Origin of the sequence: Rhodopirellula maiorica SM1 (assembly GCF_000346295.1) — a bacterium.
GTDB classification, from domain to species: Bacteria; Planctomycetota; Planctomycetia; order Pirellulales; family Pirellulaceae; genus Novipirellula; species Novipirellula maiorica.
This window is the reverse complement of record NZ_ANOG01000874.1, coordinates 1-21,211: the sequence shown is the minus strand read 5'-3', so window position 1 is coordinate 21,211 and position 21,211 is coordinate 1. Positions and strand designations below refer to the sequence as shown.

Annotated in this window: 12 protein-coding genes; 5 read left to right on the top strand and 7 right to left on the bottom strand. The window is 55.2% G+C overall.

The genetic code is table 11. The features are described 5' to 3' along the window. From RMSM_RS27965 to RMSM_RS27955, 3 genes are all read right to left on the bottom strand, one after another. A partial coding sequence (locus RMSM_RS27965) for a PrkA family serine protein kinase (RefSeq protein WP_008705026.1) occupies nt 1–1,458 on the bottom strand: 1,458 nt, incomplete at its 3' end. Between the two features lie 472 nt (nt 1,459–1,930). Next, complete coding sequence (locus RMSM_RS27960; protein WP_008705025.1) at nt 1,931–3,202, bottom strand: TMEM43 family protein; 1,272 nt, start codon at nt 3,200–3,202, stop codon at nt 1,931–1,933. 97 nt (nt 3,203–3,299) lie between these two features. After that, nucleotides 3,300–4,364: a hypothetical protein gene (locus RMSM_RS27955; protein ID WP_008705024.1), complete on the bottom strand. Its 1,065-nt coding sequence runs from the start codon at nt 4,362–4,364 to the stop codon at nt 3,300–3,302. Between the two features lie 228 nt (nt 4,365–4,592). Here RMSM_RS27955 and RMSM_RS27950 point away from each other — a divergent pair, with 228 nt between their 5' ends. The 3 genes from RMSM_RS27950 (at nt 4,593) to RMSM_RS27940 (ending at nt 8,221) form a co-directional block, all read left to right on the top strand. Beyond that, on the top strand, nt 4,593–5,987 hold the full coding sequence (locus RMSM_RS27950; RefSeq protein WP_040769723.1) for a hypothetical protein: 1,395 nt from the start codon (nt 4,593–4,595) through the stop codon (nt 5,985–5,987). 243 nt (nt 5,988–6,230) lie between these two features. Then, nucleotides 6,231–6,908 (top strand): hypothetical protein, encoded by a 678-nt coding sequence (locus RMSM_RS27945; protein WP_236622327.1) that lies wholly within the window; start codon nt 6,231–6,233, stop codon nt 6,906–6,908. After that, nucleotides 6,905–8,221 (top strand): DUF11 domain-containing protein, encoded by a 1,317-nt coding sequence (locus tag RMSM_RS27940; protein WP_008705016.1) that lies wholly within the window; start codon nt 6,905–6,907, stop codon nt 8,219–8,221. Before RMSM_RS27945 ends, RMSM_RS27940 begins: the two co-directional genes overlap by 4 nt. Before the next feature lie 119 nt (nt 8,222–8,340). Here the strand turns inward: RMSM_RS27940 and RMSM_RS27935 are convergent, their stop codons facing one another. The 3 genes from RMSM_RS27935 to ectB form a co-directional block, all read right to left on the bottom strand. Beyond that, complete coding sequence (locus RMSM_RS27935; protein WP_201767086.1) at nt 8,341–9,579, bottom strand: sialidase family protein; 1,239 nt, start codon at nt 9,577–9,579, stop codon at nt 8,341–8,343. Between the two features lie 81 nt (nt 9,580–9,660). Continuing rightward, on the bottom strand, nt 9,661–13,275 hold the full coding sequence (locus RMSM_RS27930; RefSeq protein WP_008705007.1) for an amino acid adenylation domain-containing protein: 3,615 nt from the start codon (nt 13,273–13,275) through the stop codon (nt 9,661–9,663). A gap of 58 nt (nt 13,276–13,333) precedes the next feature. After that, nucleotides 13,334–14,620, bottom strand: coding sequence for a diaminobutyrate--2-oxoglutarate transaminase (ectB, locus tag RMSM_RS27925; protein ID WP_008705006.1), 1,287 nt, complete (start codon nt 14,618–14,620; stop codon nt 13,334–13,336). 534 nt (nt 14,621–15,154) lie between these two features. On the opposite strand from ectB, the gene RMSM_RS43040 reads away from it, so the two are divergent. Together RMSM_RS43040 and RMSM_RS27910 are read left to right on the top strand one after the other, a co-directional pair. Next, nucleotides 15,155–18,619 (top strand): DUF1553 domain-containing protein, encoded by a 3,465-nt coding sequence (locus RMSM_RS43040; protein WP_008705003.1) that lies wholly within the window; start codon nt 15,155–15,157, stop codon nt 18,617–18,619. A gap of 8 nt (nt 18,620–18,627) precedes the next feature. Continuing rightward, on the top strand, nt 18,628–20,109 hold the full coding sequence (locus RMSM_RS27910; RefSeq protein WP_008705001.1) for a DUF1501 domain-containing protein: 1,482 nt from the start codon (nt 18,628–18,630) through the stop codon (nt 20,107–20,109). A 306-nt stretch (nt 20,110–20,415) separates the two neighbouring features. Here RMSM_RS27910 and RMSM_RS27905 read toward each other — a convergent pair whose 3' ends face one another. Next, on the bottom strand, nt 20,416–20,964 hold the full coding sequence (locus RMSM_RS27905; protein WP_040769712.1) for a cysteine hydrolase family protein: 549 nt from the start codon (nt 20,962–20,964) through the stop codon (nt 20,416–20,418). Between the last annotated feature and the right edge of the window lie 247 nt (nt 20,965–21,211).

The following is a 21,211-nucleotide window of genomic DNA, read 5'->3' as shown; positions in this document are numbered from 1 at the left end:
TTCAGCGTATCGCGATGCCAACTCTTCTTTGACAAATTCTAAATATCGCTGTTCGGTGTCCTCTGGCAACTGCTCACGCCGAATCGATTGCTCTAACACGTACATCAAGTGAACGGGATCCGCAGCCACTTCATGGGTGTCAAAGTTAAACGTTTCGGACAAGATTTTGTAAGCAAAACGGGTCGAAACGCCGTCCATTCCTTCGCTGACGCCTGCGGCATCGTGATATTCACCGACGGTGCGAGCATGCGGATCGGTGTCCTTGAGCGATTCCCCATCGTAGACCCGCATCTTCGAATACAGACTCGAATTCTCGTGCTCCTTCAGCCGCGTCAGCACCGAGAATCGGGCCATCATTTCCAATGTGTCTGGGGCGCATGGCGCGTTGCCAAGTTCCGAGTTGTGGATCAATTTGTCGTAGATCATCTTCTCTTCGGTCACCCGCAGGCAGTACGGGACCTTGACGACACAGATCCGGTCCAAGAATGCTTCGTTATTGCGATTGGATTTGAACGATTCCCATTCCGATTCGTTCGAATGCGCGACAATCGTTCCTTGGTAGGGCATCGCTCCGACATTTTCGGTCCCCACATAGGAACCGTCTTGCGTGGCGGTCAACAACGGGTGCAACATTTTGAGCGGTGCTTTGAACATTTCGACAAATTCAAGCAATCCCTGCGTCGTGCGGTTTAGCCCGCCTGAATAGGAATAGGCATCCGCGTCGTCTTGGCCAAAGTGCTCAAGTTTGCGAATGTCGACTTTGCCGACTAAGGACGAGATGTCTTGATTGTTCTCGTCGCCCGGTTCGGTCTTGGCGACCAAGCAGCGTCGTTGCTCGGAAGGCATCACGCGGACGACCGAGAATTTCGAGATGTCGCCGCCAAATTCGTCCAACCGTTTCAATGCCCACGGTGACATGTATCCAGGCAATCGGCGCGTGGGGATACCGTAGTCCTCCTCCAAAACATGTCCCATCGTTTTGGGGTCAAACAACCCTAGCGGACTTTCGAAAATCGGACTGATCTCGTCATCAGCGCAGAGCACATAGACGGGCCGTGCCTGCATCAATTTTTTGAGTTGGTCGGCAAGCGAACTTTTACCGCCTCCGACCGGACCGAGCAGATACAAGATTTGCTTGCGTTCTTCGAGTCCTTGCGCGGCATGACGAAAGTAACCTACGATGCGTTCGATTGTTTCTTCGAGTCCAAAGAATTGTTGAAACGCGGGATAGGTTTTGATCGTGCGATTCATAAAGATCCGGCCCAGCCGGGAATCGTTCGATGTGTCAACGTGGATCGGCTCACCGATCGCCTCGACCATGCGTTCGGCTGCGGAACTGTACAGCGATGGATCGCTGCCGGCCGCGTCAAGGTACTCCTTGAGCGTCAGCTTGACTTGTTTCGTTTTTTCGTAAGTTTCGGAATACAACCGCAGAATGTTGGTGGGTGTATTAGTCATGGATATCCAGCTCCAAAGGAGAACGCAACCAAGAACGACGAACAGTCGCCAGTAGAACCAGGAGATTGCCATCGCCAACTTTAGCTTAGTCAGACGACAGGGATCCGGCGCGTGGTGACGCAAGAAGCATTCTTGCGTTTCGTCGGGATAAAAAAGATCAAGAGAACAGAGTCCCATTCATTATAAAGGCAGAGAGCCCCGTTGAGCCAAGAAATTTGACATCATGAAAATTCTGTCGGAAAGCCGAAGTCGTTTGGCTACAAAGAGTTGTAGCGACAAGGACGCCGAAAAGGGGGTGGCGATATTGTGCGAGCGACGAATTGTCCCGTCGAGCTTTCGTCTCTCCGAGGTCTCACCTCTCGAAGTTCCACGGCGATTTTCCCCACGGCCAGTCACGGGGGCCAGTCACGGGGGATGCTAGCAGGTCCCCGATTTTTTTCACCGCAGCTCAATTCAAGTTTGCGGCGGCGGTCTACCCCACACCCCCTTTTTTTCGGCGACGTTTGGCAAGCCTCCGTCGTCGTTTTCGTTTGCGGTTCTTGCGATGTTCCGCATCGGAAACAGACGCATCGCTGCGGAGCGGCATGCTGCGAGGTCGAATACCGCGGACACTCACCGGAATGATCGGCACCGCGATCGCCAGCACACTTACAGCGTACCAGGGGTGATGTAGTGACCACGCACTACAAACGCAAAAGCAGGCGAGTGTGACAGCGACCGCAGCTGCGATTCGCCATCGTTGCAGCTCAGTGATCCTGGTTAGATAAGCGAAAGGATTGATCACCCGAGATCCTATCCGCATCAACAAGTACAAAGCCACCATCATCACAACGGTGGCGATCAAACGGCCAGCCCATGCCGAACGTATAGCCGTGTGGCGTGCGTGATGAACCATGACGTCGGGTTTAACGACGCCCATCGACAGCAGGTCGATTTGTGCACCTGTGGCGGTACGATACGGCACAAACGAATCGCCATTCTGCTGCGACATCACACTGACAGTACCGCTTGGACGCGTCGTAAAGTAGACACGTGCATCGCCAATTTGAGCATCCCGTCTCGTCCGGCCGCGTCCGGCGGACCAATACAGTCGCGGTGCTTGGTTGGGAGCATCGTGGTGGATAAAGGAATCGCGAGCGATTGACGCCGACAGATCAGAGAGTCGAAAATTCAGCGGATCGCTTGGTGGGATTTGATCGATCAGCGAATCCGACAACCGGAAACCGCCGAGCTGTACCTTGTCTGCCTGGACGCTGTCACTCGGAAACGGCATCGCCGTGGGATTGTCGTAACCCGAGTGCCGAAACGCGGAGGAATCGATCAATTGTTTGGACCAGATTTTCTCGTAGCGATAAACCTTTTTGCGTCTGCCGATCGAACGGTCATTGGTCGACAGCGAGTCGCGTCGCCTCTCATACTCACGCCACTGGAACATTTCGACGTGGCGTTCCAAGCGAACGGCATCGACCTCAAGTGCAAAGGTTTCGTCCCTGATCGGCTCGGACGTTTCTAATCGACCGGTAATGTAGACGAGTTTGCCATTGTGCTCTGGCTGCGGTTTTGCCCCATCGATTTCGATCGTCGCCAATGCGGCTTCGTCCAGCCCGCCTGCGGTTTGAACGAGGCTTTTTTCGCTCTTGTGGAGCGACAAAATCATCCCCAGCAACAACAGACCCGCAGCCAGGAAAACGATCAGACGGCCGCCGTTGATCAACGACGAATGATTAAATGCGCTGGGGGTCATTGCGCCCCGATCTCATGTGCGTGTGAGAGCGACGTTAATGCAAATCTAGAAACCGCATTATAGCCGCTACCGCAGCGAGACGCAGACGCCCTGGACACTACCAATAGCGTTCAGTCGGTTTCAGCTCCGCCACGTGGACCCCAAACTGTTTCAAATAACGATCGGTTTCGTTGGTAAAGTTGACTTCGGCATCGCGGTTTTCAAAGCGAAATCGTTCGATCGGTGGTGGAGCGATCTGGCGAATTGAATAGAGTTCCACAAGCGAAATCAGACGCTCTGCTTGAGGAATCTCGTCCGTTTCGGGACCCGAGGGCTCGTCCATCACCCGGCTCCAATGTTCGATTCTCAGCGGTAGGAATTTTCCGAAGCCCGATTCTTTGTTGCCCACTTTGGAAATCACCACACAGACTTTGACCGGGTACAGCGTGGGCCATTCCTCGCGTCCCGACGATTGCATGACTTTGTCTTGGACGCTTTCAGGCAGCGTGGCGGTGACGACCCAGACCGGTTGTCCTTGCAACTTGCCGCTGGCGATTTGCAATTGATGGTCACGTTGGATTTGTTCGATCAATTCGATCCATCCGCCCACTCGCACTCGCAACGGCAACATGCCTTCGTGCTGGGACGACGCGGACCATTCGTCCAAACGGGCGACATCGACCCGTCGCAACGAAATTTCGCCCGCGACTTCGGTACGTGTCCACGCCAAGCGGCCGTCGCTCATTTGTTGCAGCGTATGTTTGCCTTCGCCATCGTGCATCGTCATTTGAAAATTGAACTGGCCCGATGTGTGCCCGGACTGCTCGTATGTTCCCACGCCGACGACTTCGCGACCGGTGGTCCAGACACGTTGACGCACTTTGGATTCAAACGCAGGCCCGCTGGCGAGCTGAACGGTGACACGCCGTAAAAGTTTTTTTGCGGCTTCTTCATTTTCCAACACCGCAGCTTGGTCACTTGGTTCAGCGACGGCTTCGGTATCGCCAAACGGCGTGTCGGCGACGGTGATTTGCCAATCGAGTGCAGAAAACGCGAGAAAAACCGCACACAGACAAACCAGCACGATCCCCTTGGATCCGCCACGACGGCGTGTGAAACTCGATGTGAAACGCGGAACGAATTTGCTATCGCAGATCCGATGGTTGTAGCGGTCAATCTTCATAGTCCGGTTATGTCGATTTTTCCAAAGATAATACCCTCCGTGTGCCGATGACCAACTACGAAGAAGGTCTGGCCGAATGCCGAACGGATCGTAGTTGGATTCCCGGTCACGCGTCCACCCAGATCGTTCACACTTACAAAACATTTATTGGATGTGGTTAGGTTGATGGAATCGCAACGCCGCGAGTTCGGACACCGAGTGCACATCTCCCAAGGAACGAGGGGAAAGATGAAACGAATCGTCACTCATATGTCGCTGCTGGCGGCCACGGCGGTCCTCGCCACCGGGTGCGTGCCGGTTCGCCACAACTTGCCGCCCGAACAGCGTATGCTCGAACCGGGTCCAGGAGTTGGCGGACCCGGTCCCGGAGTCATGGGACCGATGCCAATGGCTGCTGGAATGGGCGGGGGAATGCCCATGATGGGAGCGGCAGGTATGATGGGAGCCGGTGGAATGGGCCCAGGTCCGATGGGATCTGCTGGGATGATGGGCGGCGGGCCAGTGCCGGAAGGCGCGATTGGGCAAGCTGGACCCGACGTCATGCGAAGTGCTCCGCTTGGACCCGCAGCAGGCGGCCAAGGCAACTTCCAACTCGCTAGCATGCGAAGCGGAGCGGCCTGTGCTGATTGCAACGGCGGCGCGTCAGCCGGAGGAGCCGTCCAAGGCGGTGGCGTGGCATCCATGATGCCCATGATGCCGGGCGTACCCTCGACCGTTCAAGTTACCATGAGCCAACCCGAAGGGATGCAGGTTCGCTACGATGCGTCCGGCGGCGGCATGTTCGACAGCGACCCCTTGGTCGTTCCAGCTCGCCAAAACTTTCCTCAAGGAGGACTGTATCGGCTCAAGCTGACCAACATTCCGACCCGTGAAGGCGTCGAATTGTATCCCACTGTGGAATTGGCGTACGCCAACCCACGAACCGGAGCCTACTTGGCCCACAACTCGGTACCTATCCAGTTCACCGCCGAAGACTTTGACCAAGTCCTGACGGGCAACTTTGTCACCAAGGTGATCTACCTGCCCGATCCTGATTTCCAAGGTCCTGCATTGGCAGGCATCGATACCCTGGTCAGCACTCGGCTTGATCCAGGTATCGATCCAATCGTCGAAGCGGACCGTCGTGGTTCAATTCTTGCAATCATTCGCCTAGGTGACAAAGACATCGAAATGATGGGAGCCGGTGGAAGTGGCGGAGTGATGGGCGGAATGATGGGACCTCCGATCGCAGGCTTGCCTGCTCCGTTTGCAGCGGCCATGACCGAAGGCTGCGGCGGACCTGCCGGTGGCGGTGCTTCGCTGCCGATGGGATTGCCAGGAATGATCGCCGGTGTCAACGCACCGCAATACGGTATGCCAATCTCCGGCACACCAATCGGATTGCCTGGACCACCACACATTCCATTGGGAAGCCCTGCGGGATTGAAGAAGCACGTGATGCGTAACCACACCCCAATGCACATGCCACAACCTGTGGACAAAGTCAAAATCGGTGTGCGTATGCAACCTGGATATAGCTACCCGAACCCGGTCAGTAATATCAACATCACCGAGCAGAACATCCACCCGGGTGTTCCTAACGCACGGCCGCTGTACCAACACGCCAGCGAAGAAGTGCATTGAAATCACAACCATTAACTTGGTTTTGATTCGGGCAACCTACGCTCGACCTTCGGGTCGAGTGTTGCCTTTCCCCTCGCGAGCAAGTGTGCTGCGTCGCGATGCGAAAGGCGACACTCGCTGTCATTTTCTCTCAAACGCGATCCGTCCCGGTTCTTCATGATGACTCGCCAAACCCGCTCTCGAACCAACGTCGCGTCATCAACCGCGATGCTCGCGTTGGCAACTTTCTCGTGCCTTGTTCTGATGAGCAACACGATGACGGCGGCGGCGGATCCGAGCGATTATCTTGGCAGCGGCGAACGTCACCACGTTCTTCGCGGCGACATGCCTGCCGGCGTGATCGGACAAGCCCGGTTGGCCGGCCGCGGCCCAGTCCAAAACTACTTTCAACCGGTCGCGTTCTCAGGACCCGATGGGGTCGGTTTTTCGATGCCTCAGGGCAGCGAGCTGTTTGGCACCGAAGACCCATCGCTGCAAGTGGGATTGTTGATCGGGGGTGTTTATCGTTTTCGTATCACCGGTATCCCCGATGCCGAAGGTGCCGAGTTGTACCCAACGGTCGAATTGATCGATCGCATCTACCCGCCGCCGGGATTGGCGACGACGTACCCGATTCCGATCAATTTGGACCGCGATGATCTCGAAGCCGCACTCGAAGGCCGTTTAGTCACCCGAGTAATCTATTTAGAAGATCCAACGACCGCGTTCCCGCTTGCGGAAACGCCACAGACCTCACGCGCCATCGAGCTTTCCGAACACCAAGACGCTCTGGAAGTCGCCGATCGGATGGGACGTCCCGTCGCGATCGTTCGCATCGGTTCCGTGGCCCCACCGTCCGCTGCCGCGTTGATGCCTCAGTTCTTCTTTGGCTACCCCGCTTGGACGCCGATCTATCAACCCGAGCAAGGAGTGCAGCAATGAAGCGGACTCCGAAAGACAACGCTCCGATGAACCAACGGAATGATTCCCTCAGTCGCCAACGTGTTAGTTTGGTGATGCTGGTCGTAACCCTCTTGGCGGGATTTGCGTTGACGGGATGTCAATTGCCACAGTCCAAATCCACGCCATCACCGACGGGGTTTGCCTCGCAAAATCCCTCGGCAACGAACGCACCATCGATGCCCGTTCCGTCGACGGCCGCGATGCATACGGCGCAGACACAGGCGAATCCGGCGGTCCAACAGGTAGCTTGGCGGCATCAAGCACACGCACAAAACGCGGCGGCATGTGGTTGCGGTGGATGCGCGGCGGGCAATGCAAACGCATGTCAAAGTGGTCCGCAAGCCTATGCAACCTATGGTGGCGGTGGTTGGAATGCCCATGGCGTCGATCCAAACGAATTCTTATGTGACGGTGGCGATCATCACCAAGATGTTAGGGTTCGTCGCAACGATACATTGGCTGGGCTGGACCCCGAAGATACGGTGGTTCATTACGTGACCGACGCAGGCGATACCGAGGTCAAAGCGAGCAATCGGGTTTGCGTTTACGCTCCGCGGTTTGCTTCGGTACGAAAGATCACCGGTGCCGCTTCGGGCGGACATGTGATCGGGGTCGCTGGCGTCAAACACGATGTGGGACTCAATCGAATTCATGACGAATTGCCTGGGTTAGTCATCAACGACACTCAGGGCCTCGCCCACGCCGACGTGACCCGACGAATCGACGCGATGCGAGACCGCAATCGTGGCGTTCGTATCGAAAACGTGCTGCAGCCTGAAATGGCCGAAGACGTGCTGGCCGCGTTGGCCGGGTTGTCGGTGCTGGATTTGGGCCAATTGCAAGAAAATCAACTTGCGTTGCTACAAGAAGCCGCAAATGCGGCGGTGTCATGGAGTGTCGAAGAATCGATCGAAGTTGCAATCGAGGATCTGAAACCGCCTACATTGACACGTGATCTACGTGTCGAGGAAATGCGAGTCTACGATTTCCCCGATGCCGGTCGATTGCAGATTGGCAAGTTTGCCGATCGTCAACACGCTCAGCCCGGCGAAGTGGTTTCGTTCGCTATTCGTGTCGAGAACGTAGGCGATTCGGCGGTCAATGATGTTACGCTGACCGACAATTTGACCACGCGACTCGAGTACGTGGCGGACAGTCAAACATGCAGCGGCGGAGCTGAGTTCTCGACGAAACGAAACGAAGCGGAATCGTTGATGTTGCAGTGGAAGTTGACGGACGAATTGAAGGTCGGCGAAAGCGTCACCATCCGGTTCCAATGTAAAGTTCGCTAAACGCCGCAACCTGAGCAGAGTCCTCTTCGGTGGCTCCGCTCCAGACTCCAGACTCCAGACTCCAGACTCCAGACTCCTCACTCCTCACTCCTCACTCCTCACTCCTCACTCCTCACTCCTCACTCCTCACTCCTCACTTTTTTTCCCTCCGCCCATTTAATACGTGCCATCTTCAGGTCGCCGCGGGCGGATCGTTTGGGGATCCATTCACCGACTGTAACCCAGGTCTCTTGGGGACTGGCATCGGTGACATGGAAATTGCCCATCAATGCCACTTCGTCGGGGTGGTCAACGCCATCGCCGACCATGGGCAAAACGATTCGTTCCGTATCTCGCAGCAAACAGAGTCGTTCGGGATCGACCTGCGCGATCCAAAGTGGAGCCCGCCAACGCATCACGTTCTTGTTTGTTTTGTCTTCGCGGGTATACACCAAAAATAGGCCTTGCGGATGATTGACCCAGTGCTGCTGAGTCGTTGACATGGCAATCGGCGTGTTGTCGTCCCAGCACCATGCTCGTTTTTCGCCATAATTCAAGCCATCACGACTCGACGCCACGTATCCATGCCCGTCTTCGGCGCGGAGTGTGATGTAGTAGCGATCGTTCCAACGGGTGACCGACGGTTCCAACAGACCGCGTCCCGCGTTGAGCGTTAGCGCCGGCCCCACGTCGACGATATTCAACTGCTCTCCGTCAAACGTGCATCGGACGCCCGCGACACTTCGGTTTTTGCTGGTCGCACCGAACGTCAACGACATGATAATGTCACCATCCGCGTTGACGGTGCGTTGGCCACAATTGTTGGTATAGATAAACGAACCACGCGGATCGTCCCAGTGCAGGATTTTTCGCTCGGACCATGTGCCATTGCTGCGGCGGACGGTGTAGACCGGATAGCGGGAAAGCTGCTCGCGACTGGAAAATCTTTCGCCGCGATAAAACACGACATGCCCCATTGCCAAAACCGTGTTGCTCATCGCGTGGTATTCGGGAACGACGTCACAAACGCCTGCCATCAAACCGTCATGCTCGGGCACCGGGACACGCCCCAACGCATCGATCGGTTCGGGATCCGACCACGTCGTGCCCTGGTCATCCGAGCGTGTCCAGTGAACAGGGCCAAAATAGTCCGAGCCGCGAATCCACTGCATGGTCATCAACGCAAACGAGCTTCCATCACCGCGAGGTACCATACAAGCACGAGGGTGAAACCATGTCTCGGATTGACCATCGCGGTTGCGTCGCAGCGTTTCCGGAGTGATCGATTGGATCAGCGAACGTGACTCGCTGGCCAGGCTTAGCGAAGGGATCAAGGCGGCGGCAGCAGAGATGCTGCCGAGGAATTGGCGTCGAAACATGGTGGGATTCTCGTGGTCAGAACAAGCGATTGTTTGTGACATGCCAGTTGAACATACCAGTTCAACATGCCCGTTCACTGCTTACAGACCCGAATGTGCTGCCATCTGATCGATCTGCGATCCGATGTGATCGACCAACCTGGCTCGGTCTTCGCACAAATAGGCGACATGATCCATCGCCGGATGAAAGCAGGTGGAAACCTCGTCACGGCCCCTCAGTTCAGGAAACATGTCATGGAACTGTTGGGCGTAACTATAGTACATTCCCACGCCGCCGGTGTAGACAAAGTGCAACCGTGTCTTGCGATCAGCCAGTTCACTCAATTCTGCGACCGCCGTCTCTCGCGACGGAAACTCGCGAATGTCGTCTCCGGGCTGCAGCGATGGCGGTGCGGTGTTGTCTTGGTTGAGCAATCGCTGAAGGACTTCCCACCACTTTTTCGGTCGCAAGATGCGGTGAAAATGATGACCGCGAAATCGATGCCAATAGTACGCACGTGTTCGATAGCCACAACCATCCATTGGTACGACGGCGGAAACGCGATCGTCACGAACCGCGGCATGTAACGAGTCATCTGCACCACTACACAATCCAAACAGCACAATTTTTTGGAGCTGAGTGTTCGCAGAAATCCAGTCGATTGCTTGGCTGATTTCGTCCGCGGCACGGTCGATCGATCGACCGCCGGCACCCACGCCAAAGCTTTCACCGATACCCGAAATATCAAACCGAAGCGAAGCAATACCGCGACGAGCCAAGTCGTTGGCGACGTCCACATACAGCCGAAATGGACCCACGTGATGCAGCATGCCGGGGGTGACCAAAATCACAGCCGTATCAGAATGTCGTGTCGTGGTCGACGGTTGCCAAACGCCAAGCAAGTGGTCGTAGTTGCCGAATACGATTGCGTTTTTTGAGTCGGAGGGACTGGGATTTGCGAGCTCAGGTTGAGCCGGCTGCGTTTGCAATCGCGCCGGTCGCTGTGCTGCTGACGCCTCGCCGTCGCCCTGCTCCCGCTGTAGCACTCTCAGAATCGCTTTCGCGGATTCTGGGGATGAAAACGCACTTTCGGTGTATCGTTGCGCGTCCCAGCGAATAACATCCGCGACCCGCGTTACATTGGTTTGAGACGCCAGCCATGTCTGTTCTACGGGCGACGTCAAACTTTGATCGCTAACCACGACCGAAACATTTTTTCCGGTTGCTGGCATTTGCAAAGCTGCCAAACTCTGCCGCTTCTCAGACGACATCGCATGGCCATAGCTTTGGTCGACATCGCTGGCAACGCGGATCGTGCTGAAACGACGCAGTTCAGTCAACTGACGCCGGTGCCATTGGTCCATCGTCCCGATAAACTCGCTGACATCGACAATCGGATCCCAAAGCACGACTTGGTCGAAGCTGCCATCGGCCATCGAGGCTGCGATCGTGGCTCCGAGTCGAAGTCCGATGACCGCGATCTGTTCTGCACCACTTTGTTGAATCAAGAAATCACGTGCGTTGATCAGATTGCATTGCATCTCTGCAGCAGTCAATTCGGCACATGCACCGTCAGAATTGCCCGTGCTGGCGTAATCAAACCGAAGCACATCAAATCCGGCGCTACACAACTGAATGGCCAGTTGTTGCAAATTGCGATAGCCACGAGCGTATTCGTGACCGATTGAATGGCAAATCACGACACCTCGACCGAGCTTGTTTCCGCGGGGGCGATAGTGAACGCCGTACAGCGATTGTCCATTGCTCTGAAAAAACGATGCTTGGACGTCGGGCAATCGATCTCGCAACGCGCGGATGTCATCATCCACATATGATTCAGTGGTTTCACCCAACAATTCACGCAAATGTCTTGCCGATGATGCGACGGTCGGATTGGCAAAGAAATCACGGACGGGCAAATCGATATCCATGTCGCTGGTCAAGCGAGCGACCACTTGCGTGACCAATAGCGAGCTGCCACCGAGCAGAAAGAAATCGTCATGAATTCCGATCTCCGGCACGTTCAGAACTTCTTGCCAAAGTTCGACCAATCGTTTCTCCAGATTGTCGCGAGGCGGCACGTAGCTTTCATCGCGAGCGACGACCCCTTCGCTGGCGGGCGGCAGAGCCCGACGATCAATTTTGCCGTTGATCGTATGTGGGAACTTGTCCAGGAAAACAAAGCGAGCCGGAACCATATAGGGCGGCAGGACGCTGCGAAGAAACGTGGCGATTGTATTTGCCGACACCTCGTGCTTGCCATGAGCGACATAGGCGACCAAAAATTTCTTGCCGTCCACTTCGTCAAAACTGACCAACGACCCCAGCACGCCGGGGGCTTGGTCGATCGCAGCCTCGATTTCGCCTGGTTCAATTCGGTACGACCCCAATTTGATCTGGTGATCGACACGGCCGGCAAAGTCGATGTTGCCGTCGGGTAACCAACGAGCCAAATCACCGGTGCGGTATAAACGCAGCTTCTCGCCGTCGATTTGGACGTTGACAAACGCCGCCGCAGTCAAGTCGGGACGGTTTAAATAGCCCAGTGCCAACGCGGGCCCGCCGATAAACAGGTGGCCGGTTTCTCCCTCGGCGACCGGTTGTAAGTTGTTATCCAAAATATGAGCCGTGTATCGTTTCAGCGGTTTGCCAATCGGCATGTTCGCAGCATCAAACGACTCATCCGGGATGTAAACGGTTGACGTCACCGTCGCTTCGGTGGGACCGTAGGCGTTACAAAATAAAACATCGTGGTCGCATATCGATTGCCAACGGCGATAGTGCTCGACGGATACTTTTTCGCCTGTCGGAATGATTAATCGCAGCGATTCCGGGACGCGTTCTTTCGACGCGACCATCAAGTCAACCCATTGGTGCCAATAGGCTGCGGCGATGTGAACCGCCGTGATCTCAAAACGATCAATCAAGGTAGACAATTCGTTGCGATGACTTGCTCGCTCTTTGGGGCGAACCACAACACAGCCGCCTGACAACAGCGGCGGGAAGATCTCTTCGATCGCGATGTCAAAACAGAGCGTCGAAAACTGCAGCGTACGATCGTTTTCGGTCAATCGAAAGACGTCGATGTCGGCGAAACAGTAGGTCGCCAACGCCGAATGCTGGATTTGCACCCCTTTGGGTTTCCCGGTCGATCCCGAGGTGTACATGATGTACGCCAAATCACTCGGGGCGATGGAGACGCTTGGACGGGCAGCCGACACGTTTGGGCCCAATGCATTTGAGTCCGACTGATCCGGTACGCAGTCAACCCAGCAGATGTTTGAGGGTGTTGATCGATGGGCCGCATCCTGATCGATCAGGGGGACGCCAATGGATTCGTAGTAACAGCGGTGCCCCACGATCGTGGTGATTGCGGCGTCGTCGACCATATAGCGAAGACGATCGACCGGGTAATCGGGGTCCAGCGGAACAAACACGGCACCCAGCTTCATGATCCCAAGCATCGCCGCGATCGCTTCAGGCGACCGATCGACGCACAATCCCACTCGATCGCCGTGTTGGATTCCTACCGAGACCAAGGCACGGGCAACCGCATTGGATTGATGATCGAGGTCCCGATAAGTCCATTGACCCGCTGCGGAGACAACCGCCACGTGGTTAGGGGTTCGCTGCAGTTGACGGCCCCATAAATCAGGGAATGCGATCAGTTCTTCGATCGTTTGATGGGCTGGCGTTTGATGGGATGATTCAAGCATAGGGACGTATAGGGATCAACGTTTGTGACGGAGAACGACTCGTTGTCTGACAAACGTGCTACTTCGCCGTGGTCGGTGTTTTGGATGAAATGTAATGCCGACTTGCAATCGCAGCGTCAACTGCCGATTCGAGGATTCGTAACCCTTCTTGCAGCACGGACGTTTCGATCGTCAGTGCGGGCAACACCTTCAACACTTGGTCCGACGCTCCGGCGCCTTCGATCAACAACCCTTCCTTGAATGCATTTTGAATTGTTTGGCTCGCAAGGTCGCCACATCGCATATCGAGTCCCCAAATCATTCCGCGACCGCGAAAGCTCAGCGATTGATCGATGTGATTGAGGCAAATCGCTTGTAGTTTCTGTTGTACGATTTGGCTGCGATCTTCGATTTGTTGTTCAAAACTTGGGTCGTTCCAATATTCCAGCACCGCTCGTGCGGAAACAAAAGCCAAGTTGTTGCCTCGGAATGTGCCGGTGTGTTCGCCCGGTTTCCAAGCGTCGATTTCTGGACGGATCAATACGATCGACATTGGCATCCCGCTGCCGATCGATTTGGAAACGCATACGATATCGGGAGTGATGCCGGCGTGTTCAAAACTGAAGAACTTTCCACTGCGACCGTTTCCGACTTGGATGTCATCGACGATCAAGTGGATTTCGTGCTCTTTGCAAAGAGATGCAATACGACGCAACCAAGTGTCGCTGGCAACATTCACCCCTCCTTCGCCCTGGATGGTTTCAAGAATCACAGCAGCCGGTTTGGGCAACCCGCTGCTCGAATCGTTGAGCATTTTTTCCAATAGCAGCGACGTGTCATAATCGTCCATGTAGCCATCAAATGGCAAATGCGTGACGTTGTTGTGCGAGCCATAAAATTGACTGTGGAAAAATTGGTTCCCCGTCAATGCCAACGCGCCAAGCGAATGCCCGTGATAAGCGTTGGTGAACGCGACGATGTGCGAGCGTTGTGTTTGTTTACGAGCAAGTTTGATTGCGGCTTCGACTGCGTTGGTTCCGGTAGGACCGGTGAATTGAACACGATAATCAAGCGCACGCGGTTTCAGGATGATTCGCTCAAAGGCCTCGAGAAATTCAACCTTTGCTGTGGTAACCGTATCGAGCGAATGTTGGATTCCGTTCGCTTGAATGTACCGCAGCAGTGCTGCATTGGCGTGTTGATTATTGTGTCCGTAGTTCAGCGATCCCGCACCACAGAGGAAATCAACGAAATCGTTACCCTCCGTATCGGTAATGATGGAACCCACGGCTTTGTTAAACACCGCTGGGAACAAGCGTGCGTAACCACGCACGTTCGATTCGATTTGTACAAGGGGATCCTGCATCGGGAGCGCTTCTTCCAGAGCCGGGAATTGAAATGGGGCGAACGGTGGCGATGGGGCAATCTATCATGCGGCACACCGTACGTGGAAAACATAGGTTTGGCGTAGAACTCAGTAATAAAGCCGTGCGATTTGACACATCCTCGGCAGCAAAGATCATCAAACGACTTCGCTTTTTGACGGTAATAATGATTGTTTGGTTTCGGCTCATTAATGCCGTTTTTAAGGCGGTTTGGGGGTCTGGGGAAGAATAGTCGACGGATTTGGGCTGTAAAACGTGTAGGAAAAAAGTTTTCTAGAGCAAAAGGAGGCGTCCAATCCTTGGTAAAATGAGCCTGTTGGCCAAAATCGCCCCACACCCGCCACCCCCCGCGTATCTCGCGGTTCCCGCCTTTCGTTCTTCACCTGCTTTCTTCCTGTTTGCCCATGTCGCTTGAGGGCTCTCAAGCCTGATGCGGCGATTGCCGCATTGTGCCCCCTCTCCCTTTTTCCTTCCGAATTTTCAGTAAATCGATGCTTTCACGTTTTCGATACATAGTGCCAATTGCCTGTGGTCTGATTGCCGCAGGGGTCTGTTCTGCAGACAAGCCTGTCGATTTCAACCGCGACATCCGTTCGATCCTGTTTGGACGCTGTGTCGCCTGTCATGGACCGGACGAGGACCAGCGGGCCGCCGGGCTACGACTCGATACCGAAGCCGGTTCACGCGAAGATCTCGGTGGTTACGTCGCAATCAAACCTGGCGATCCAGACGATAGCGAGTTAATTGAGCGGCTGACGACTGACGACGATGAGATGCGGATGCCACCTAAGGGAAAAGGCAAACCGCTGTCCAAAGACGAGATCGATTTGATCCGTCGCTGGATTGAACAAGGCGGCAGCTATGCGAAGCATTGGTCCTACGAAAAACCAACCCGCCCTGCCCTGCCCTCGATCGAAAAAACTGGCGATTATGCCACATGGGGGCGGAATCCGATCGATGCATTCGTGCTAGCCAAACTCCGATCCAACCAACTCGAACCGTCCCCCGAGGCCGATCGTTTGACCTTGGCTCGCCGATTGGCAATTGATTTAACCGGAGTGCCACCGAGTTGGCAAGAAGCTCAGGCGTTCGTGAACGACCACGACACCGATGCGTATGAAAAGTACGTCGATCAACAGCTGGCCAAGCCCACCTTCGGTATTCGCTGGGCTCGTGTGTGGTTGGATTTAGCTCGCTACGCGGATTCCGCCGGTTACGCTGATGATCCACTGCGAACGATCTGGGCATATCGCGATTATGTCATCGATTCGCTGAACCAAAATAAACCGTTCGACCAATTCACGATTGAACAAATTGCTGGCGATCTGCTGGAAAACCCGACCGACGAGCAATTGATCGCTACCGCGTTTCATCGCAACACGATGACCAACAACGAAGGCGGAACCAATGACGAAGAATTCCGCAATGTCGCGGTCGTCGATCGAGTCAATACGACGATGGCCGTTTGGATGGGAACCACCATGGCCTGTGCTCAATGTCATACCCACAAATATGACCCGATCACGCATGACGAGTATTTTCAGTTCTTTGCCTTTTTTAACCAGTCCGCTGATCGTGATCGCCGAGACGAAAGCCCCTTGCACGAGGTTTGGTTGCCGGAACAACTCGAGTTGAAAGAATCGCTGCGGACGCAAATCACCGAGCTCGAATCACGATTAAATCAAGCAACCCCCGAGCTTGAAACGCAACAAGCCAAGTGGCTGAAATCGATACGCGAGCAACCCGAGTGGTCGCCGCTGGTGCCAGCGGAACTCTCGGCTCGCCACCGCCAAATGACCACAGGAAGCGATGGCTGGATCACCGCAGCGGGTAAAAAAGCGGACCGCGACACCTACACGCTGCAATTTCCCATCGCCGATTCGCGACTGGCGGCTGCGGCGAAATCCAACGATAAAACAGCAACCCCGCAGTCGCTTGTCGGTTTGAAATTAGAGGTCGGCGAGGAGCAGGCCGAGAATTTTGTTCTTTCCAAAGTCTCAGCAAGTTGGACGCCCAACGACGTCCATCCGATGAACGCTCGTTTCGTTCGAGTGGAACTTCCGGGCAAGCAGCGGATTTTGCATATTGCGGAGTTGCAAGTATTTAGCGGTGCACAAAACGTCGCTCTTTCAGGCACCGCGACGCAAAGTTCCACTGGTTTCAACGGGCCCGCGAAGTTCGCGATCGATGGGAATATCAGTGGCAATTTCCAAGATCGCACGGTCATCCATACCCAAACCGAAGACAACCCGTGGTGGGAAGTCGATCTGGGGGCCGAGCATCCGGTGGATCGTATTGCTCTATGGAATCGCACCGATGGCGGTGGTGGTATCTCGGGCCGATTGGCCGGATATACGCTGCAATTGCTCGATCAAGACCGCAACGTGATCTGGCACCAGTCGCCCGAAGCGTTGCCAACGCCAAGTTTGGAACTCAGTACGTCTGGAAAAGCCTCGCTTCGTTTCGCGGCGGCGTTCGCTGATTATGAGCAACCGAATTTTACGGCCGCCAGCATCCTGGCCGATAAGATTGACAACCAAAAGGGATGGGCGATCGGAGGCGGAATCGGTTCAGCTCACCAATTGACCCTGGTACTTGATCGGCCACTCGAGCTTGCCGAAGGAACGTTGACGCTGACTTTGGATCAGCAATCGGTCCATGCAAAACATCTGCTCAACGAGTTTCGTGTGTCGATGACGTTTGACGCGGATATTGCGAGATGGGCTGCGATGCCGCCGAAGATCCAATCGTTGTTAGCCGATACCACGCGATCATTTTCTGAGAGTGAACAGGCTGATCTAGCCGCCTACTATCGCAGCATCGCGCCGTCGCTGGATCCGATTCGCAAACAACATGCGAAATTGGAAACTCAGCTACGTCAGATGAAACCGGCGACCACCGTGCCGATCATGCAACCGCTTCCCGAAAACCAACGACGCAAAACGAATGTACAGCTGCGAGGCAACTACACGAGCTTAGGTAACGAGGTCAACGAGGGAACACCCGCTGCGTTTCACCCGCTGCGAAACAGCGAGACGCCCGATCGTTTAGATCTGGCACGATGGTTAGTCGACGAGGATAATCCGTTGACGGCACGGGTGATCGCAAACCGTCACTGGGAACAGATCTTTGGCATCGGAATTGTCGAATCCAGCGAAGAGTTTGGTTCGCAAGGCGAGTTGCCATCCCATCCCGAATTGCTCGACTGGTTGGCGACTGAGTTGCAGCAGAATGGTTGGGACATCAAAGCGTTTCTGAAATTGTTGGTGATGTCGTCCACCTATCGCCAAAGCTCGGTGACGAGCGCGAAACAGCAAGAAAACGATCCAATGAACCGGATGCTGGCTCGTGGTCCTCGATTCCGCATCTCGGCTGAAATGGTGCGAGATCAAGCACTGTTCGTGGCCGGGCTTTTGAGTGACAAAATGGGAGGTCCACCCGTCAATCCGCCGCAACCTGAATTGGGGCTGCGGGCGGCGTTTGGCGGCAACACCGATTGGAAAACCAGCGAAGGCGAAGATCGGTATCGAGCCGGGATTTATACGTCGTGGCGGCGGTCGAGTCCCTATCCGTCGATGTCTCAGTTCGACGCGCCCGACCGCGATGTTTGCACGGTTCGGCGAATCCGCACGAACACGCCACTGCAGGCACTGGTGACGCTGAATGACCCGGTCTATATCGAAGCCGCTCAGTCGCTGGCGCGCCGTACGGTGGCAGCTGCAAACACGACCGAAGCGCGTATTCGATTCATTTTTCAAACCACGCTGATTCGTAACCCCAAGTCGCTCGAGATCGAGCGAATCGCTCAACTGGTCGATGAGGCTCGCAGTGCGTTTATTGCCGACCCCGATGCGGCCAAGGCAATCGCAACCGAACCGATTGGCGACGTGCCCGAGGGAGCCGATGTGACAGAACTGGCGGCCTGGACCGTGGTCGGCAATGTGATGCTAAACCTCGACGAATTGTTGATGAAACGATAGGAAGAACGATGCACCCGAGACTGAAACAACTGCAGATTCAAACACGTCGCCACTTCCTTCAGCAATCCGCCACCGGATTGGGCGGGATCGCGTTGGCGTCGTTGATGGGCGACTCCAAAGCCGCCGACGTTACTCCAGCAAAGTCCGTTGCCGCAGCGAAGCCTGTCGCAGCCGATCCATTGACGCTGCGGCAACCTCATTTCCCTGCCAAGGCAAAGCGAGTGATCTATTTACACATGACGGGTTCGCCACCGAATTTGGACATGTTTGATTACAAGCCCAGTCTGGCTCGGCATACCGACCAAGATTGCCCGGACGAATTTTTAGCGGGACGTGAATTTGCCTTCACCAGCGGCACACCCAAATTGATGGGGTCGCCGCGGACCTGGTCCCAAGTGGGCAAGCATGGCACGTGGATGTCCGATGCGGTTCCTCATTTTCATGGCATCGCCGATGATCTATGTATGGTCCATTCGATGTACACCGACCAATTTAATCACGCTCCTGCGGAATTGTTGGTCTACACCGGTTCGCCGCGATCGGGTCGCCCGTCGATGGGATCCTGGGTGACGTATGGGCTGGGCAGTGAGAACGAAAACTTGCCTGGCTTCGTGGTCTTGATCTCTAGCGGAGTTCAGCCCAATGGTGGCAAAGCATCGTTCGGCAGCGGGTTTCTGCCCTCGGTCTACCAAGGCGTTCAGTGCCGATCCAAAGGCGATCCCGTGCTGTATGCATCGGATCCCAATGGGATGGATCGTCAATTGCGTCGTAAAACGCTTGACGCTCTGCATGATTTAAATGAACTGCAAGCGGCGGAGATGGGGCATCCCGAAACCTTGACACGTATCTCGCAATACGAGCTCGCGTTTCGTATGCAGACTGCGGTTCCCGAGGTGATGGATATCTCCCAAGAGAGCCAAAAGACGCTGGAAGCATACGGAGCGAAGCCAGGTGAATCGAGTCTGGCCAACAATTGTTTATTAGCACGACGGTTGGTCGAGTCGGGCGTCCGTTTTGTCCAGCTATTTGATTGGGGCTGGGATTTTCACGGCACGGGTGCTGATACCGGAATCACCGATGGATTGACCAAAAAATGCGCGACGATGGACAAGCCGATCGCCGCATTAATCAAAGATCTGAAGCAACGTGGATTGTTCGAAGACACGTTGATCGTATGGGGAGGCGAATTCGGACGTACTCCGTTCCGCGAAGGCCGGACGGCGGGCAGTAAGGTGCTCGGTCGCGACCATTACCCCGATGCGTTCACGATGTGGATGGCCGGTGCCGGTGTCAAAGGCGGATTCGACTATGGGAAATCGGACGAGCTAGGATTTTCCGTTGCCGAGAATCCGGTGCATGTTCATGATTTACAGGCAACGATCCTGCACTTGTTGGGCTTCGATCACGAACAACTGACATATCGTTTCCAAGGCCGCGATTTTCGTTTGACCGATGTGCACGGCCACGTCGTGCACGATTTGTTGACGTAAGCAGCATCGTTTTGGCGTAGTGGATTTTGCCAAAAATCCCAGCAGCCATTCGAGGCTTTGTTCAGCACGAGTATCAGCATCCTTCCGTCGAGCTTGTCTCGGCGGTCACACGACTCGATCCGTCGATCCCGCCGGGACAAGCCCGACGGAGATCAGGCGGGATTGGGAGGTTGCCTTGGTAGCTGGCAGTTGCCCGCCCCGCCCGGGCAAACCGGACGGAAGCAATGGTGTGCCGGGGTGTACTATTACGCCCACAGCCTCGAAGTGACTACATCCTTTCCGCTGAGTTTGCAGCGACGCATTGGTTTACCGCACTCGATCGAGCCACGCATCTGTCGCGATCACTTCGCTGATGAACATCTGCTGCGACACCAGGATCGAATCTTGCAGTTGTTTGGCGGTCACCGAGCCCGCTTCGTTTTCAACGTCCAGCGTTCCCGTCGCATCACTCAGAAATTCAACTTTGTATCCGCGATGAAACGCTTGGCGGGCCGTCGTGTCACAACACATCTGAGTCATGTAACCGGCAATTGCCACGGTGTCGGCATCCACCTTCTTCAGCCAATCGGCCAAGTTGGTATTGGTGAACGAGCCAGGCAATTGTTTGTCGATCAGGACGTCACGATGGCGTTTTTCAACCTCAGGGTGTAATTGCCATGCATCCGAGTTGAGTCGAAAAATCGGCGAGTCGGGATCCGGCTGGTGATGCCGAATCACAGCAGTGGGAACCCCCGCCTGTTTCGCCTCGTCCATCACTCGCAAAATCTGATCGAGATGACCGACGGGATAGGTCACCGGCAGCGCACCATCAAAATACTCTTGTTGAACGTCAATCACTAATAAGGCACGGCTCATCGCAACAAATCCAATCTAAACTTGGGTCGGGGAGTCAGAGAAACGGTCGCCCCCAGTCTATCGCAGTCGGACTTTGGGGGAAACACAGTCGCCCGACGTCTCCGACGTCGGCTCAAAAAGGTGTCAGGACTCTTTTTGAGTATCGGGACTTGTTTCTTGGGTCTTCCGCGGAGGCGGAGCGTGGATTCGAGGTCGAGTCGACGTGCGATCGATTCTACCCAAGTCGACTGTCCCAGCGGGCTTCCTC

Bases quoted from the DNA above. Each gene is read 5' to 3' on its own strand.
- RMSM_RS27960 (WP_008705025.1), bottom strand. From the start codon at position 3,202: ATGACCCCCAGCGCATTTAATCATTCGTCGTTGATCAACGGCGGCCGT.
- RMSM_RS27945 (WP_236622327.1), top strand. From the start codon at position 6,231: ATGAGCAACACGATGACGGCGGCGGCGGATCCGAGCGATTATCTTGGC.
- RMSM_RS27935 (WP_201767086.1), bottom strand. From the start codon at position 9,579: ATGTTTCGACGCCAATTCCTCGGCAGCATCTCTGCTGCCGCCGCCTTG.
- RMSM_RS27930 (WP_008705007.1), bottom strand. From the start codon at position 13,275: ATGCTTGAATCATCCCATCAAACGCCAGCCCATCAAACGATCGAAGAA.
- RMSM_RS27950 (WP_040769723.1), top strand. From the start codon at position 4,593: ATGAAACGAATCGTCACTCATATGTCGCTGCTGGCGGCCACGGCGGTC.
- RMSM_RS27940 (WP_008705016.1), top strand. From the start codon at position 6,905: ATGAAGCGGACTCCGAAAGACAACGCTCCGATGAACCAACGGAATGAT.
- RMSM_RS27910 (WP_008705001.1), top strand. From the start codon at position 18,628: ATGCACCCGAGACTGAAACAACTGCAGATTCAAACACGTCGCCACTTC.
- RMSM_RS27905 (WP_040769712.1), bottom strand. From the start codon at position 20,964: ATGAGCCGTGCCTTATTAGTGATTGACGTTCAACAAGAGTATTTTGAT.
- RMSM_RS27955 (WP_008705024.1), bottom strand. From the start codon at position 4,364: ATGAAGATTGACCGCTACAACCATCGGATCTGCGATAGCAAATTCGTT.
- ectB (WP_008705006.1), bottom strand. From the start codon at position 14,620: ATGCAGGATCCCCTTGTACAAATCGAATCGAACGTGCGTGGTTACGCA.